We start from the raw sequence: 12,559 nt of genomic DNA on the forward strand, positions 1-12,559 counted from the left end.
GGCGCCCGGCGCCGGGCGCCGCACGGCGAGCCCGGGGCCCCGTCCCCTCAGCCCTGCGGCTCGCTGATGTTGACCATCCAGGGGACGCCGAAGCGGTCCGTGCACATGCCGAAGACGTCGCCCCACATCTGCTTGTCGAGCGGAACGCTGACCTGGCCGCCGGCGGAGAGCTTCTCCCAGTAGCCGCGCAGCTCGGTGTCGTCGTCGCCGCTCAGACTCACGGAGTAGGTGAAGACGGGGGCGCTGTCCGCGCCGGTCGGGGAGTCCGCGCCCATCAGGGTGAAGCTGCTCGGCGTCTCCAGCATGCCGTGCATGATCATGTCGGCCTGAGGGCCGCCCTCGCCCTGCCCGAACGAGCCGTAGGTGTTGAGCACCAGCTCGCCGCCGAACACCTCCTGGTAGAACTCCAGCGCCTGCCGGGCGTCGCCGCCGAAGTGGAGATACGGGTTGAGTCGCGAGGCCATGGATCCTCCTGGAAGGAGTGAACGGTCGGTCGTCCGGAGACTAGACCCGGCCACCGACAACGGCACCCGGACGCCGGGGCGCCGCCCCTCCCTCCGCGGGTCGTCCCGGCGGCGACCCGCGCACGGCCCAACCCGTCAGGATTCGAGAAGCGCTCCCGCCGGGGCCGCGCCTAGCGTTACGGCCATGGACATCACCATTCACTGGACGTTCCTCCCGCACACCGACCCGGAGGCCTCGCTGGCCTTCTACCGGGACACCCTCGGCTTCGAGGTGCGCAACGACGTCGGCTACGAGGGCATGCGGTGGATCACCGTCGGTCCGGTCGGCCGGCCCGACACGTCGATCGTCCTGGAGCCGCCGGCCGGCGACCCCTCCCTCACCGACGACGAGCGCCGCACCATCACCGAGCTGATGGCGAAGGGCAGCTACGCCCGTCTCACCCTGGCCACCCCCGACCTCGACGACACCTTCGACCGGGTGCGGGCGAGCGGCGCCGAGGTCGTCCAGAAGCCGACGGAGCAGCCGTACGGCGTCCGCGACTGCGCCTTTCGCGACCCCTCGGGCAACCTGATCCGGATCAACGAGGTCCGCTGAGCCGTCCGGAAAACCACCGGACGCACCGCCGGTGACCTGGTTGGATCGAGCGGGCTGCCCTCCACGGCCGGCTCGTCGGCCGGTCGCCGCCCCCGTCGGCCGCCCCACCGGCCGGCTGCCACGCCCTCCCACTACACACCCGATCCGCACCGCGTCGCGCGACAGATGGAGACACGATGAGCACGGTCAAGAGGACGGACCCGCAGCCGCCCGAGCCGCACACGGCGGACACCCACGATCTGATCCGGGTGCACGGGGCCCGCGAGAACAACCTCAAGGACGTCAGCATCGAGATCCCGAAGCGCCGGCTGACGGTGTTCACCGGTGTCTCCGGCTCGGGCAAGAGCTCACTGGTCTTCGACACCATCGCCGCCGAGTCGCAGCGGCTGATCAACGAGACGTACAGCGCCTTCCTCCAGGGCTTCATGCCCAATCTGGCCCGCCCCGAGGTCGACGTGCTCGACGGCCTGACGACGGCCATCACCGTCGACCAGCAGCGGATGGGCTCCGACCCCCGCTCCACCGTCGGCACCGCCACCGACGCCAGCGCGATGCTCCGGATCCTCTTCAGCCGGCTCGGCGACCCGCACATCGGCCCGCCCGCCGCGTACTCCTTCAACGTCGCCTCCGTCTCGGCGAGCGGGGGCATGACGATCGACCGGGGCGCGGACAAGACCAAGACCGAGAAGGTCACCTTCAGCCGCACCGGCGGCATGTGCACGCACTGCGAGGGCCGGGGCTCGGTCTCCGACATCGACCTCGCCCAGCTGTTCGACGACTCCAAGTCGCTCTCCGAGGACCCGTTCACCATCCCCACCTACACCGGGGACGGCTGGGTCGTCCGGGTCATCACGGAGTCCGGCTTCTTCGACAAGGAGAAGCCGATCCGCGAGTACACCAAGAAGGAGCGGTACGACTTCCTGTACCGCGAGCCGACCAAGGTGAAGATCAACGGCGTCAACCTCACCTACGAGGGGCTGATCCCGAAGCTGCAGAAGTCGTTCCTGGCGAAGGACCGCGAGTCGATGCAGCCGCACATCCGGGCCTTCGTGGACCGGGCGGTCACCTTCGCCCGCTGCTCCGAGTGCGACGGCACCCGCCTCAGCGAACTGGCCCGGTCCTCGCGGATCGGGAAGCTCAACATCGCCGACGCGTGCGCGATGGAGATCCGCGACCTCGCCGAGTGGGTGCGCACCCTGGACGAGCCGTCGGTGGCGCCGCTGCTGGCCAAGCTCCGCCACACCCTCGACTCGTTCGTGGAGATCGGGCTCGGCTACCTCTCCCTCGACCGGGCCTCCGGCACGCTCTCCGGCGGCGAGGCCCAGCGGACCAAGATGATCCGCCACCTCGGCTCCTCGCTCACCGACGTCACCTACGTCTTCGACGAGCCCACCGTCGGCCTGCACCCCCACGACATCGAGCGCATGAACAAGCTGCTCCTGCGGCTGCGCGACAAGGGCAACACGGTGCTCGTCGTGGAGCACAAGCCGGAGACCATCGCCATCGCCGACCACGTCGTCGACCTCGGCCCCGGCGCCGGCACGGCGGGCGGCACCGTCTGCTTCGAGGGCACCGTCGAGGGCCTGCGGGGCAGTGACACCGTCACCGGCCGCCACCTGGACGACCGGGCGAAGCTGAAGGACACCGTCCGCGAGGCCACCGGCCACCTGGAGATCCGCGGAGCGACGGCGAACAACCTCCAGGATGTCGACGTCGACGTCCCGCTCGGCGTGCTCTGCGTCGTCACCGGCGTCGCCGGCTCCGGCAAGAGTTCGCTGATCCATGGCTCCGTCCCGGCCCCCGAGGGCGTGGTCTCCGTCGACCAGACCCCGATCCGCGGCTCCCGCCGCAGCAACCCGGCCACGTACACCGGGCTCCTCGACCCGATCCGCAAGGCGTTCGCCAAGGCCAACGGCGTCAAGCCCGCCCTGTTCAGCGCCAACTCCGAGGGTGCCTGCCCCACCTGCAACGGCGCCGGCGTCATCTACACCGACCTCGCGATCATGCAGAGCGTCGCCACCCCGTGCGAGGACTGCGAGGGCAAGCGGTTCGACGCGTCGGTGCTGGAGTACCGCTTCGGCGGTCGCGACATCAGCGAGGTCCTCGCGATGCCGGTGAGCGAGGCCGAGGAGTTCTTCGGCGGCGGCGAGGCCCACACCCCGGCCGCTCACCGCATCCTGCGCCGGATGGCGGACGTCGGTCTCGGCTACCTCACCCTCGGCCAGCCGCTCACCACGCTCTCCGGCGGTGAGCGGCAGCGCCTGAAGCTGGCCGTCCACATGGCCGGCAAGGGCGGCGTCTACGTCCTCGACGAGCCGACCACCGGTCTGCACCTCGCCGACGTCGAGCAGCTGCTCGGCCTGCTGGACCGGCTCGTCGACTCCGGGAAGTCCGTGATCGTCATCGAGCACCACCAGGCGGTCATGGCCCACGCCGACTGGATCATCGACCTCGGCCCCGGCGCCGGACACGATGGGGGCCGCGTCGTCTTCGAGGGCACCCCCGCCGATCTGGTCGCCGGGCGCTCCACCCTCACCGGCGAGCACCTCGCCGCGTACGTGGGCGCCTGACCCGGCCGGTCACGGCACCGGGAACACCGGAACACGACGAAACCCCAGGTCCACGACCTGGGGTTCTTCGTCCTGGCTGCTTCACGGCTGCGTCACGGCTGCTTGGGCCCGCCGACGGTGTCGGCGGCGTGCCGTGGCCCGTGCCGGGAGGAGAACTGGCCGACCAGTTCCCGGAAGCAGACCAGCGCGGTGATCGGAGGGACCCCCACCACGACCATCCCGAGCACCGACCCCGGAGTCTGTCCGATGCAGAGCGCCACCGCCGTGCCGGACGCCAGCAGCATCACGGCCCAGGACCGCCGGGCGGCCCGGTGCTGCACCGACGCCCGCAGGATGGAGAGCCCCGCGACCAGCCACGGCCCGTACACCGTCAGGGGCCACCATCGGGCCAGTCTTTCCGAGACCACCAGCAGGGCGATGCCGTGCAACTGGTTGTACGAATAGGAGATCGACCAGGAGAGCATCGTCGCCGCGCACACCGTGATGGTGAAAACCAGAAAAACGACGGTGATGCTTCTCGGGTTGGCGGAAAAGATGTGCGCCCCCGGCCGTGGTCTCCGTCTGCTGACGGGTCGGCGCGGGGACGGCACCTTTACCTGCATGGGCATCGACACCGGTACCGACACCGGGACGGACGCCGACCTCGACCTCTGGGTCGGATCCTCGTCGTGCGCCCAGTCGTCGGACGGAGTCCTCGGGTCGGGAAGCCAGATGTGCTGTGTGTCCATACCGCCGTACGTATCCTGCCAAGTCACGCATGCTCAACGAGTGGCGTCCGGAGTGAGGAATCCGGCATTCAGGGGACCAAAAATCTGCTGGGATTATTCTACGTCGTTGAATTCTGGATACTTGGTCGATGAAACTGTTGGCCACGGGAAATCGGAAAGTGTGGGGAATTTCCCTCAGCGGCCCGGCGGCGGGGCCGTGCTGCGGCGGGACACGAGCCGGGTCGGGACGAGCGTGGTGCCGGGCTCGGGGGTGGGCCGCCGCATGCCGGCGAGCACGCCCTCGACGCACAGGCGTCCCACCTCGGCGAAGTCCTGGTGGATGGTGGTCAGGGGCGGCAGGAACGACGCCGACTCGGGGATGTCGTCGAACCCGACGACGCTGACCTCGTCCGGCACCGTCCGGCCCCGCTCGTGCAGGGCCCGCAGCAGCCCCAGTGCCATCTGGTCGTTCGCCGCGAACACCGCCGTGCAGTCCGGCCGTTCGGCGAGCAGGAGCCCCGCCCGGTAGCCGGACTCCGCCGACCAGTCGCCGCGCACCGGGGGCGGCGGCACCAGCCCCGCCTCGGCGAGCGTGGCGCGCCAGGCGTTCGCCCGGCGCTGGGCCGCGAAGGAGTCCTCCGGCCCCGCCAGATGCCACACGGTCGGGTGCCCGAGGTCCAGCAGATGCCGTACGGCGTCCCGTGCCCCGCCCGCCTGGTCGGTGTCGACGACGGTGTACCGGTCGCCGGCGTCGGAGTCGGCCACCACGACCGGGATGCCGGGCGGCAGCGACACGGTCGCCGCGTCGAGCAGATGGGTCTCCATGATGACGATCACCGCGTCCACGGCGAGCTCCCCCAGCCGGGAGAAGGCGCCGTTCACCTCGTCCTGCGTGGGCACGGCGACCGGGAGCAGGGTGACGGCGTAGCCCTCGCGCGCGGCGGAGGTGGCGATCGCGTCGAGGGTGCGGATGTTGCCGAGCGTGGACAGCGAGAAGGTGATCACGCCGAGCGTGCGGAACTCGCCGCGGCGCAGTGCACGGGCGGCGCTGTTGGGCCGGTAGTCCAGCTCCCGCATCGCGTCCAGCACCTGTCGGCGGGTCTCCTCGGTGACGCCGGCGAACCCGTTGGACACGCGGGACACCGTCTGCGCGGAGACACCCGCGAGCCGGGCGACGTCCCCCATGGAGGGGCCCTGCCGGGGCCGGGCGCCCCGCCCCCGGGCGCGGGGCGCGGGCCCCGCTCCCGTCCCGTTCCCGCGGCCCGGCGCCGCCGCGTTCTCCCGGTCAGCTGTGTCCACCTTGTCCCCCAGGCTCCCCGTCCGCGCGCCGCTCGGCGATACCGCTGGTCCGCAGCGACTCCCTTGACCGCCGAGATTCGGACAGTGTAGACATCGCGCCGAGGCATGTTTACGTAAACATGCCTTGTCATGAACCATACGAGAGCACCGCGAACCGCACCGGAACAGCACCGAACCGCACCAGCGGGCCCCGATCTCTCGCGTCGCGCCGGGACGCGCGGCACGTGGAAGAGTTGGAGTTACTCGAGATGGCACACCGCACCCGCACGAGACGGCTCCTCGGGGCCATCGGCGTGACGGCCCTGGCGACCGGGACCGTCATGGCCGGCACCTCACTGCCGTTGGCGCACGCCGAACCGGCCGCCGCGTCGGTCACCGTCCGGCCGGACCCCTCGTACAAGGGCGACAGCTTCGAGGGCTGGGGCACCAGCCTGGTGTGGTTCGCCAACGCCACCGGCGACTATCCCCCGCAGATCCGCGAGAAGCTCGCGAAGCTCCTGTTCGGGGAGAGCGGGCTCAACCTCAACATCGCCCGCTACAACATCGGCGGCGGCAACGCCCCCGACGTCAAGGACTATTTGCGGGCCGGCGGCGCCGTCGAGGGCTGGTGGAAGGCCCCGGCGGGCACCACCCGCGAGGACGTCGACTGGTGGAACGCCGACGACCCGGCCGACTGGAACAAGAAGGCCGACGCCACGCAGCGCTGGTGGGTGGACCGGATCAAGAAGGACATCACGCACTGGGAGGCGTTCAGCAACTCCCCGCCGTGGTTCATGACGGTCAGCGGCTATGTCTCCGGCGGCTTCGACTCCTCGAAGGACCAGCTGAAGGAGGAGTCGGTCGAGGACTTCGCCAAGTACCTGGTCGGCGCCACCGAGCGGCTGGAGAAGGCGCACGGCATCAAGGTCGACACCCTCGACCCGTTCAACGAGCCGAACACCGACTACTGGGGCACCAAGCTCGGTGAGGACGGCCTGCCCACCGGCGGCCGCCAGGAGGGCGCCCACATCGGCCCCGAGCTCCAGCAGAAGGTGCTGCGCGCCCTCGGCCCGGTCCTGGACAAGTCCCGTACCAAGGCGGAGATATCCGCGATGGACGAGACCAACCCCGGTAAGTTCGCCACGAACTGGAGCTCCTACCCGCAGGAGGTCCGTGACCTCGTCGGCCAGATGAACGTCCACACCTACGGCACCAGCCAGCGCACCACCGTCCGCGACCTCGCCAAGGCCGCCGACAAGCCGCTGTGGATGAGCGAGGTCGAGGGCGACTGGGGCGACGGGCAGAGCTTCACCGACATGCGCCCCGGTCTGGGCCTCGCCCAGCGCATGGTCGACGACCTGCGCGAACTGGAGCCGAAGGCCTGGGTCTTCTGGCAGCCGGTCGAGGACTACGACAACATGAAGCCCGGCGGCGAGTCCGCGAAGGGCGGCAACTGGGGCTCCATCCAGCTCTCCTTCGCCTGCAAGTCCACGGACACCCTGAAGACCTGCCCGATCTACACGAACACCAAGTTCGACACCGCCCGCAACTTCACGCACTACATCAAGCCGGGCGACCGTCTGATCAAGACGAACGACACCTCCAGCACGGCCGCGGTCGCGAAGAAGGGCGAGAAGGCGACGGTCGTCCACGTCAACAGCACCACCGAGTCCCGCGCGGTGACGCTGGACCTGTCGCGGTTCGGCAAGGTCGCCTCCGGCGCGACGGTCACCCCCGTGGTGACGGACGCCGCCGGCAAGCTGGTGAAGAAGAAGGCGGTCAAGGTCAAGGGCAAGAAGGCCACGGTCGTCGTGCCCGCCCAGTCCGTGACGTCCTTCCTGGTCAACGGCGTCTCCGGGGTGGCGAAGGACCGCGCGGAGCTGCGCGACGACGAGACGTACACCCTGACCGGTGTGCAGAGCGGCAAGAACCTCGCGGTCGCGGGCGACGGCAAGGGCCTCGTCATCAAGAACGTCGACCCCGGTACGCGGGCCCAGCAGTGGGCCGTGGACCGGATCGGCAGCGGGGCGACGAGCAACCGCACGCGGTACGCGATCACCAACGAGGCCGCCGACAAGCGTCTGGCGATCCGCGGCGGCTCCCTGACCGTCGAGGCCGACGAGGGCACGCGGGACGCGGCCGCGCAGTGGATCCTGTCCAGCACTGGTGACGGCTCCTGGACCCTGCTCAACGCGGCGACCGGCCAACTCGCCGACGTCAACGGCCAGTCCACGACCGATGGCGCCTCCGTGGGCGTCTGGTGGCCCAACTCGGGCCTCAACCAGCGCTGGTGGCTGAACGACCTGCCGGGCTGACCGACCGGCCCACCCCGCGACACCACGAGGAAACCCCAGGTCGCAGACCTGGGGTTTCCCCATGCCGTGGGGTGCGCCGCACCGGACGACGCGGACGGCGGTCACAGAATGGACACCTCTTCCGCACATCCCCTCACATGTCATCCCGTAGGGCACTACGGTCGCTCCACCTGCGACATTCGGGGGGCACGATGACGAATCCGTACACCACTCCCATACCGCCGCCTCCCCGGCGGCCCGACACCCGTCCCCTGCGAAAGCGCGTGTTCGTGTGGATCGGCGGGGCGGCGCTCTTCGTGGCCGGCGCGGTCGCCGGGTCCACCGGGGACGACGGGCAGCAGCCGGTCGAGGCCAAGGTCAAGCCCGCGACGACCGTCACCGCGACCGTCACGGCGACACCCGAGCCCGCGCCGACCGTCACCGAGACCGTCAAGGCCAAGGCGAAACCGCGCCCCACGGTCACCGTCACCAAGACGGCGAAGGCCGCCGACGCGGGCACGGGCGGCGACTCCGGCACGGACTCCGGCTCCGACTCCGGCGGGGACGAGGACACCACCGGCACGTGCACGATCGTCTCCAACTCCGGCAACTGCTACGCGGCCGGGCAGTTCTGCCGCAACAGCGACCACGGCGCCGTCACCACCAACGAGGGCGGCGACCGGATCAAGTGCGTCTACAAGTCCAACGCCTGGCGCTGGAGCTACGTCTGACGGAACCGGGCGGGAGAGGCCGGGCGGAACGCCATGGGGCCGGGCGTCGGCCGCGCCGACGCGAGGGCCCCGGCGGGCCCGTCGGCCGATCACGAACGGCAGCTGCTCCGCGCGCTCCCGAGCGCGGCCCGCTCCGCCCTCGTAGGGCGCCACCGCCCCTTTCCGACGGGGCAGCGCGTCCTCGTCGGAGAACGACACGGGGAACGTCGTCCCGGCGATCCGCTCCAGCGTCGCGCGGGAGTGGGTCAGGGCCTCGGCGGGCGGCCCCGGAACGTCCGGCAGGCGGGGCGCCAGGTCCAGGTGGTGCAGGGTCCACTCCAGGACGTACGCGGTGAGGTGGTCGCCGGCGGTGAGCCCCTCGCCCTGGGTGCTCGCCCGGAGGCCGGGGTCGGCGAGTACGGCGGCGCGGCCCGCCGCGGAGCCCACGTCGTCGAGGTGGAACTTGAGCAGACCCGGCTCCTCGCGCGCGGCGGCGAGACGGACGATCAGCGCGTCCAACGGGTCGTCGCCGGACGGAGGTTCGTACGGCATGCCCGAGTGGGTCACCGCGTCGGCGGTCGGCTCGGCGTCGGCCGGCGTCACCAGGTGATCAGCACGTCCTGCGCGTCGACGGCCCGATGGCGGACGAGGTCCCGGACGAGCCGGCCGGCACACCCGGAGGGCCGGGCGAAGTACTCGTCGGGCAACCCGGCGACCGCCGCGCGCAGCACCGTCCAGGAACGTGGGAAGAGGTTCACGCCGGGGCACGGTACGGGACACCCCGGACGGCTTGTCGGCTCCGCCCGTTCGCTTCCGCTTAGCGCCCTGGTGCCTCCGCGAGGCGGGCCGAACACCCCGTTCCGCGCCCCGCACCGCGCCGAGTTGACGCGCGGCATTTCAGCGCGAGACGGGGTACGGGAACCCCGTGACGCCGGTGAAATGCGGTTCCGGCAGTATGGTCGCGCGCGGTGGTTTACCAACTACGAAAAGCGCAGGGCCAGTAACTGTCGGCTGTCGCTCAAGTTTCATAAGGATTCCGCATCTTGACGTCTCGTCATGACTCAATGCGGTGATACGATCACCGCACTTGCTGAACGGACGGATAGGTGCAAAAGCGGCACCTCTCGCCAAGGGGGCAGCCTGGGCGGCGACCCTGGATGGGCGACCTCCGGTCTGCGCGTATTGACGGGATTTCAGTAGCTGGCCTTCAGCCGCCTGAAGAGGGTCTCATGACGCCATACATACAGAATCCGGTGCTTTGGGTTCTTCTTGTCCTAACCCTTCTCGCAGCCGCCCTCGTTGTTCGCCAGCGACGGGCAGCCCGCGGATTACGACAGGAGATCGCAGGGCTCAAGAACCACTACGGTGAGTTGGAGACTCATTACTCCCAGTCCGTCCGAGAGGCGCAGCAGGAGGCCGAGGCGGAAACGCGTACGGCCCTGAAGTCCGCGATGAGGACGCTCCAGGGTCTCGCCGCCGAACAGCAGCGCATCATCTCGGGTCTTCAGCGCAAGTACGGCGACGCCGTCATGCTCCAGGACCTCCTGGAGATCGACCACATGAACGCGCAGTTCGGTCGCCGCGCCCAGTCCATCGCCGTGCTCTGCGAGGGCTGGCTCGGCCGCCACCGCGATGTGGCGTCGGTCTACGACGTGGTCCGCAGCGCCCAGGGCAGGATCCGTCACTTCCAGCGTGTGCAGATCCTGTCCAAGGTGGACTTCGGACTCACCAGCCGTGCCGTGGAGCCGGTGGCGCTCGCGCTCGCCGAGCTGCTCGACAACGCGACCAGCTACTCCAGCCCCGACACGGTGGTGGAGATCAACGTCCGTACCGTCCCCAAGGGTGTCTGCATCGTCGTCGACGACGCCGGTGTCGGTATGAACGAGGAGGAGAAGGCCAGGGCCGAGAAGCTCCTGACGAGCGAGCGCGCCTCCGGTGTGTCCGGGCTCGGCAACCCGCCGCAGTTCGGCTTCGCCGTGATCGGTGTGCTCTGCGAGCGGTTCGGCTTCACGGTCTCCGTGGACTCCACGTCGCCGTACGGCGGCGTGCGGGCCGTCGTGCTGCTGCCCGACGAGCTGCTCACCGACATGCCGACCCCGCAGGAGCCGCAGGAGCCCGTCGCGGTCGTCCAGGAGAGCCGGGAGCGGACGCCGGTCGTCGACACGGTCGCCGTGGCGCACGAGACCGGCCCCGATCCCTCCCTGCCCCAGCCGACCACCGACGACGGCCTGCCCCGGCGCCGCCGCAAGCGGCCCATGGCGCTCGTCTCCAACAGCGGTCCGTCGGCCCCGCCCGCCCCGCGGCGGCGCAGCGAGGACACGGCGGCGATCATGGCCGCCTTCAAGCAGGGCACGGACAAGGGTCGCGCCACACATCCCGACGGCGAGCGGTCGAGCGGCACGGGTGACGCGAGCAGTGAAGGGCACGAGGTCTCATGAACAACGATCTTTCCTGGATGCTGGACAGCGCCCTGGAGATCCCGGGGGCTCTGCACGCCGTGCTCATCTCCGCCGACGGGCTCCAGCGGGCCCGCTCCAAGGACGTGAGCAAGGACGACGCGGACAAGGCAGCGGCCGCGATGAGCGGTCTGCAGTCGCTGAGCCGTTCGCTGTCGTTCTTCGTCGACCGGTCCGATCTGCGCTGGCAGCAGACCCTGGTCGAGTTCGACGGCGGCTGGATCTTCCTGATCTCCGCCGGAGCCGGCGCCTACCTCGCCGTGTCCGCGTCCTCCGACGTCGACATGGCGGACATCACCTTCCGGATGCAGCAGCTTGTCGGGCAGTTGGGCAAGGTTCTGACTGCTCCGCCTCGCGAGAGCAGCGTGGTACGGCCATGAGCGATTCCGACAAGCAGGAGCACGAGGCCGCCGAATTAGTGCGGCCGTACGTCATCACGGGCGGCCGTCATCTGCCCGGCGAGGGTCAGTTCTCGCTGATCACGCTGGTCACGGCGGCGGCCGACCACCAGCAGCGGCCCGCCCGCCTCTCCCCGGAGGAGCAGGAGGTGCTGCGGATGTGCGTCGGCGGCTACCTCTCCGTCGCCGAGATCGCGGGGCACATGCAGCTCCCGGTGGGCGTGGTGAAGATCCTGCTCGCCGCGCTCTCCGAGGGCGGCTACCTCATCAGCCGCCCGCCCGAGCAGCGGGCCCCCGTGGCCAACCTGCAGATTCTCGAGGAGGTGCTGAATGGTCTCCGGGCCAAGTTTGGATGAGCAGGCGTACGTCCGTGGCGGGGAGACCCAGACCGCCGTGAAGATCCTGGTGGTCGGGCACTTCGCGGTGGGCAAGACCACGTTCATCGGGTCGATCTCCGAGATCTCGCCGCTGTCCACCGAGGAGACGATGACCCGCGCGGGTGAGGCCATCGACGACCTCAAAGGGGTCCAGGGCAAGACCACCACCACGGTCGCCATGGACTTCGGCCGGCTGACCGTCAGCGAACGCGTCGTGCTGTACCTGTTCGGTACGCCCGGACAGCAGCGCTTCGTGCAGATGTGGGAGGACATGGCACGCGGCGCCCTCGGCGCGCTGGTGCTGGTCGACCCCGAGCGGCTGGCGGACTCCTTCGCGGTGATCGACCTGATCGAGCAGTACGGGCTCGACTACGCGATCGCCGTCAATCACTTCGACGGTTCACCACTGCGGGACGAGAGGGCGCTGCGCGAAGCGCTCGATCTGCTCGACGACACCCCGGTCGTCGTCTGCGACGCGCGCGACGAGAGATCGTCCGCCGAAGCGCTGATCACGCTCGTCCGCTACTTGATGGACCGCGCCCGTTAGGAGCAAGACGAAAGACATGACCCCCGAACCCCACTCCCCCGTTCCGCCACCCGGGTGCCCCGCCCACGGCAGCGGACTCCCGGTCCCGCTGTACACGCCCGAGTACGCCGCCGACCCCCAGGCGTACTACGCGTACCTGCGGCACTTCGGGCCGACCGCGCCG

General features: G+C 70.1%; 11 protein-coding genes and 2 pseudogenes. 9 read left to right on the top strand and 4 right to left on the bottom strand.

Translation table 11 applies throughout. The annotated features are described in order from the left end of the window. Nucleotides 1–47 precede the first annotated feature (47 nt). A complete protein-coding gene (locus AOK15_RS08210; protein WP_055514315.1) occupies nucleotides 48–464 on the bottom strand; it encodes a VOC family protein in 417 nt (138 codons plus the stop codon). 184 nt (nucleotides 465–648) lie between these two features. On the opposite strand from AOK15_RS08210, the gene AOK15_RS08215 reads away from it, so the two are divergent. Together AOK15_RS08215 and AOK15_RS08220 are read left to right on the top strand one after the other, a co-directional pair. Continuing rightward, nucleotides 649–1,059 carry a VOC family protein gene (locus AOK15_RS08215; protein ID WP_055514317.1) on the top strand — a complete coding sequence of 137 codons (411 nt, stop codon included), beginning with the start codon at nucleotides 649–651 and terminating at the stop codon, nucleotides 1,057–1,059. 176 nt (nucleotides 1,060–1,235) lie between these two features. Then, nucleotides 1,236–3,629 (top strand): ATP-binding cassette domain-containing protein, encoded by a 2,394-nt coding sequence (locus tag AOK15_RS08220; RefSeq protein ID WP_055514319.1) that lies wholly within the window; start codon nucleotides 1,236–1,238, stop codon nucleotides 3,627–3,629. A 92-nt stretch (nucleotides 3,630–3,721) separates the two neighbouring features. Here AOK15_RS08220 and AOK15_RS08225 read toward each other — a convergent pair whose 3' ends face one another. Both AOK15_RS08225 and AOK15_RS08230 read right to left on the bottom strand, forming a co-directional pair. After that, the gene (locus AOK15_RS08225) at nucleotides 3,722–4,357 is read right to left on the bottom strand and encodes a DUF2637 domain-containing protein (RefSeq protein ID WP_055514321.1); all 636 of its coding nucleotides are present in this window, start codon (nucleotides 4,355–4,357) and stop codon (nucleotides 3,722–3,724) included. A gap of 174 nt (nucleotides 4,358–4,531) precedes the next feature. Then, a complete protein-coding gene (locus AOK15_RS08230; RefSeq protein WP_055514323.1) occupies nucleotides 4,532–5,521 on the bottom strand; it encodes a LacI family DNA-binding transcriptional regulator in 990 nt (329 codons plus the stop codon). Nucleotides 5,522–5,883: 362 nt separating this feature from the next. On the opposite strand from AOK15_RS08230, the gene AOK15_RS08235 reads away from it, so the two are divergent. Together AOK15_RS08235 and AOK15_RS08240 are read left to right on the top strand one after the other, a co-directional pair. After that, nucleotides 5,884–7,929 (top strand): RICIN domain-containing protein, encoded by a 2,046-nt coding sequence (locus tag AOK15_RS08235; protein WP_055514325.1) that lies wholly within the window; start codon nucleotides 5,884–5,886, stop codon nucleotides 7,927–7,929. 191 nt (nucleotides 7,930–8,120) lie between these two features. Next, nucleotides 8,121–8,639: a hypothetical protein gene (locus AOK15_RS08240; protein WP_055514327.1), complete on the top strand. Its 519-nt coding sequence runs from the start codon at nucleotides 8,121–8,123 to the stop codon at nucleotides 8,637–8,639. An 84-nt stretch (nucleotides 8,640–8,723) separates the two neighbouring features. On the opposite strand, the pseudogene AOK15_RS08245 reads toward AOK15_RS08240, so the two are convergent. Beyond that, nucleotides 8,724–9,376 (bottom strand): annotated as a pseudogene (locus tag AOK15_RS08245) (maleylpyruvate isomerase N-terminal domain-containing protein); the annotation flags it as partial. 471 nt (nucleotides 9,377–9,847) lie between these two features. Here AOK15_RS08245 and AOK15_RS08250 point away from each other — a divergent pair. From AOK15_RS08250 to AOK15_RS46580, 5 genes and pseudogenes are all read left to right on the top strand, one after another. Then, nucleotides 9,848–11,056, top strand: a complete 1,209-nt coding sequence (locus AOK15_RS08250) for a sensor histidine kinase (protein ID WP_055514329.1) — start codon at nucleotides 9,848–9,850, stop codon at nucleotides 11,054–11,056. Next, a complete protein-coding gene (locus tag AOK15_RS08255) occupies nucleotides 11,053–11,454 on the top strand; it encodes a roadblock/LC7 domain-containing protein (protein ID WP_055514331.1) in 402 nt (133 codons plus the stop codon). The genes AOK15_RS08250 and AOK15_RS08255 overlap by 4 nt, the downstream gene beginning before the upstream one ends. Beyond that, a complete protein-coding gene (locus AOK15_RS08260; protein ID WP_055514333.1) occupies nucleotides 11,451–11,828 on the top strand; it encodes a DUF742 domain-containing protein in 378 nt (125 codons plus the stop codon). Before AOK15_RS08255 ends, AOK15_RS08260 begins: the two co-directional genes overlap by 4 nt. Then, nucleotides 11,803–12,396 (top strand): GTP-binding protein, encoded by a 594-nt coding sequence (locus tag AOK15_RS08265; RefSeq protein ID WP_055514334.1) that lies wholly within the window; start codon nucleotides 11,803–11,805, stop codon nucleotides 12,394–12,396. Before AOK15_RS08260 ends, AOK15_RS08265 begins: the two co-directional genes overlap by 26 nt. 16 nt (nucleotides 12,397–12,412) lie before the next feature. Beyond that, nucleotides 12,413–12,559 (top strand): annotated as a pseudogene (locus AOK15_RS46580) (cytochrome P450); the annotation flags it as partial.

Source organism: Streptomyces ossamyceticus (assembly GCF_001418475.1).
In the GTDB taxonomy this organism is placed as follows: Bacteria; Actinomycetota; Actinomycetes; order Streptomycetales; family Streptomycetaceae; genus Streptomyces; species Streptomyces ossamyceticus.

Bases quoted from the DNA above. Each gene is read 5' to 3' on its own strand.
- AOK15_RS08210 (WP_055514315.1), bottom strand. From the start codon at position 464: ATGGCCTCGCGACTCAACCCGTATCTCCACTTCGGCGGCGACGCCCGG.
- AOK15_RS08215 (WP_055514317.1), top strand. From the start codon at position 649: ATGGACATCACCATTCACTGGACGTTCCTCCCGCACACCGACCCGGAG.
- AOK15_RS08220 (WP_055514319.1), top strand. From the start codon at position 1,236: ATGAGCACGGTCAAGAGGACGGACCCGCAGCCGCCCGAGCCGCACACG.
- AOK15_RS08225 (WP_055514321.1), bottom strand. From the start codon at position 4,357: ATGGACACACAGCACATCTGGCTTCCCGACCCGAGGACTCCGTCCGAC.
- AOK15_RS08230 (WP_055514323.1), bottom strand. From the start codon at position 5,521: ATGGGGGACGTCGCCCGGCTCGCGGGTGTCTCCGCGCAGACGGTGTCC.
- AOK15_RS08235 (WP_055514325.1), top strand. From the start codon at position 5,884: ATGGCACACCGCACCCGCACGAGACGGCTCCTCGGGGCCATCGGCGTG.
- AOK15_RS08240 (WP_055514327.1), top strand. From the start codon at position 8,121: ATGACGAATCCGTACACCACTCCCATACCGCCGCCTCCCCGGCGGCCC.
- AOK15_RS08250 (WP_055514329.1), top strand. From the start codon at position 9,848: ATGACGCCATACATACAGAATCCGGTGCTTTGGGTTCTTCTTGTCCTA.
- AOK15_RS08255 (WP_055514331.1), top strand. From the start codon at position 11,053: ATGAACAACGATCTTTCCTGGATGCTGGACAGCGCCCTGGAGATCCCG.
- AOK15_RS08260 (WP_055514333.1), top strand. From the start codon at position 11,451: ATGAGCGATTCCGACAAGCAGGAGCACGAGGCCGCCGAATTAGTGCGG.
- AOK15_RS08265 (WP_055514334.1), top strand. From the start codon at position 11,803: ATGGTCTCCGGGCCAAGTTTGGATGAGCAGGCGTACGTCCGTGGCGGG.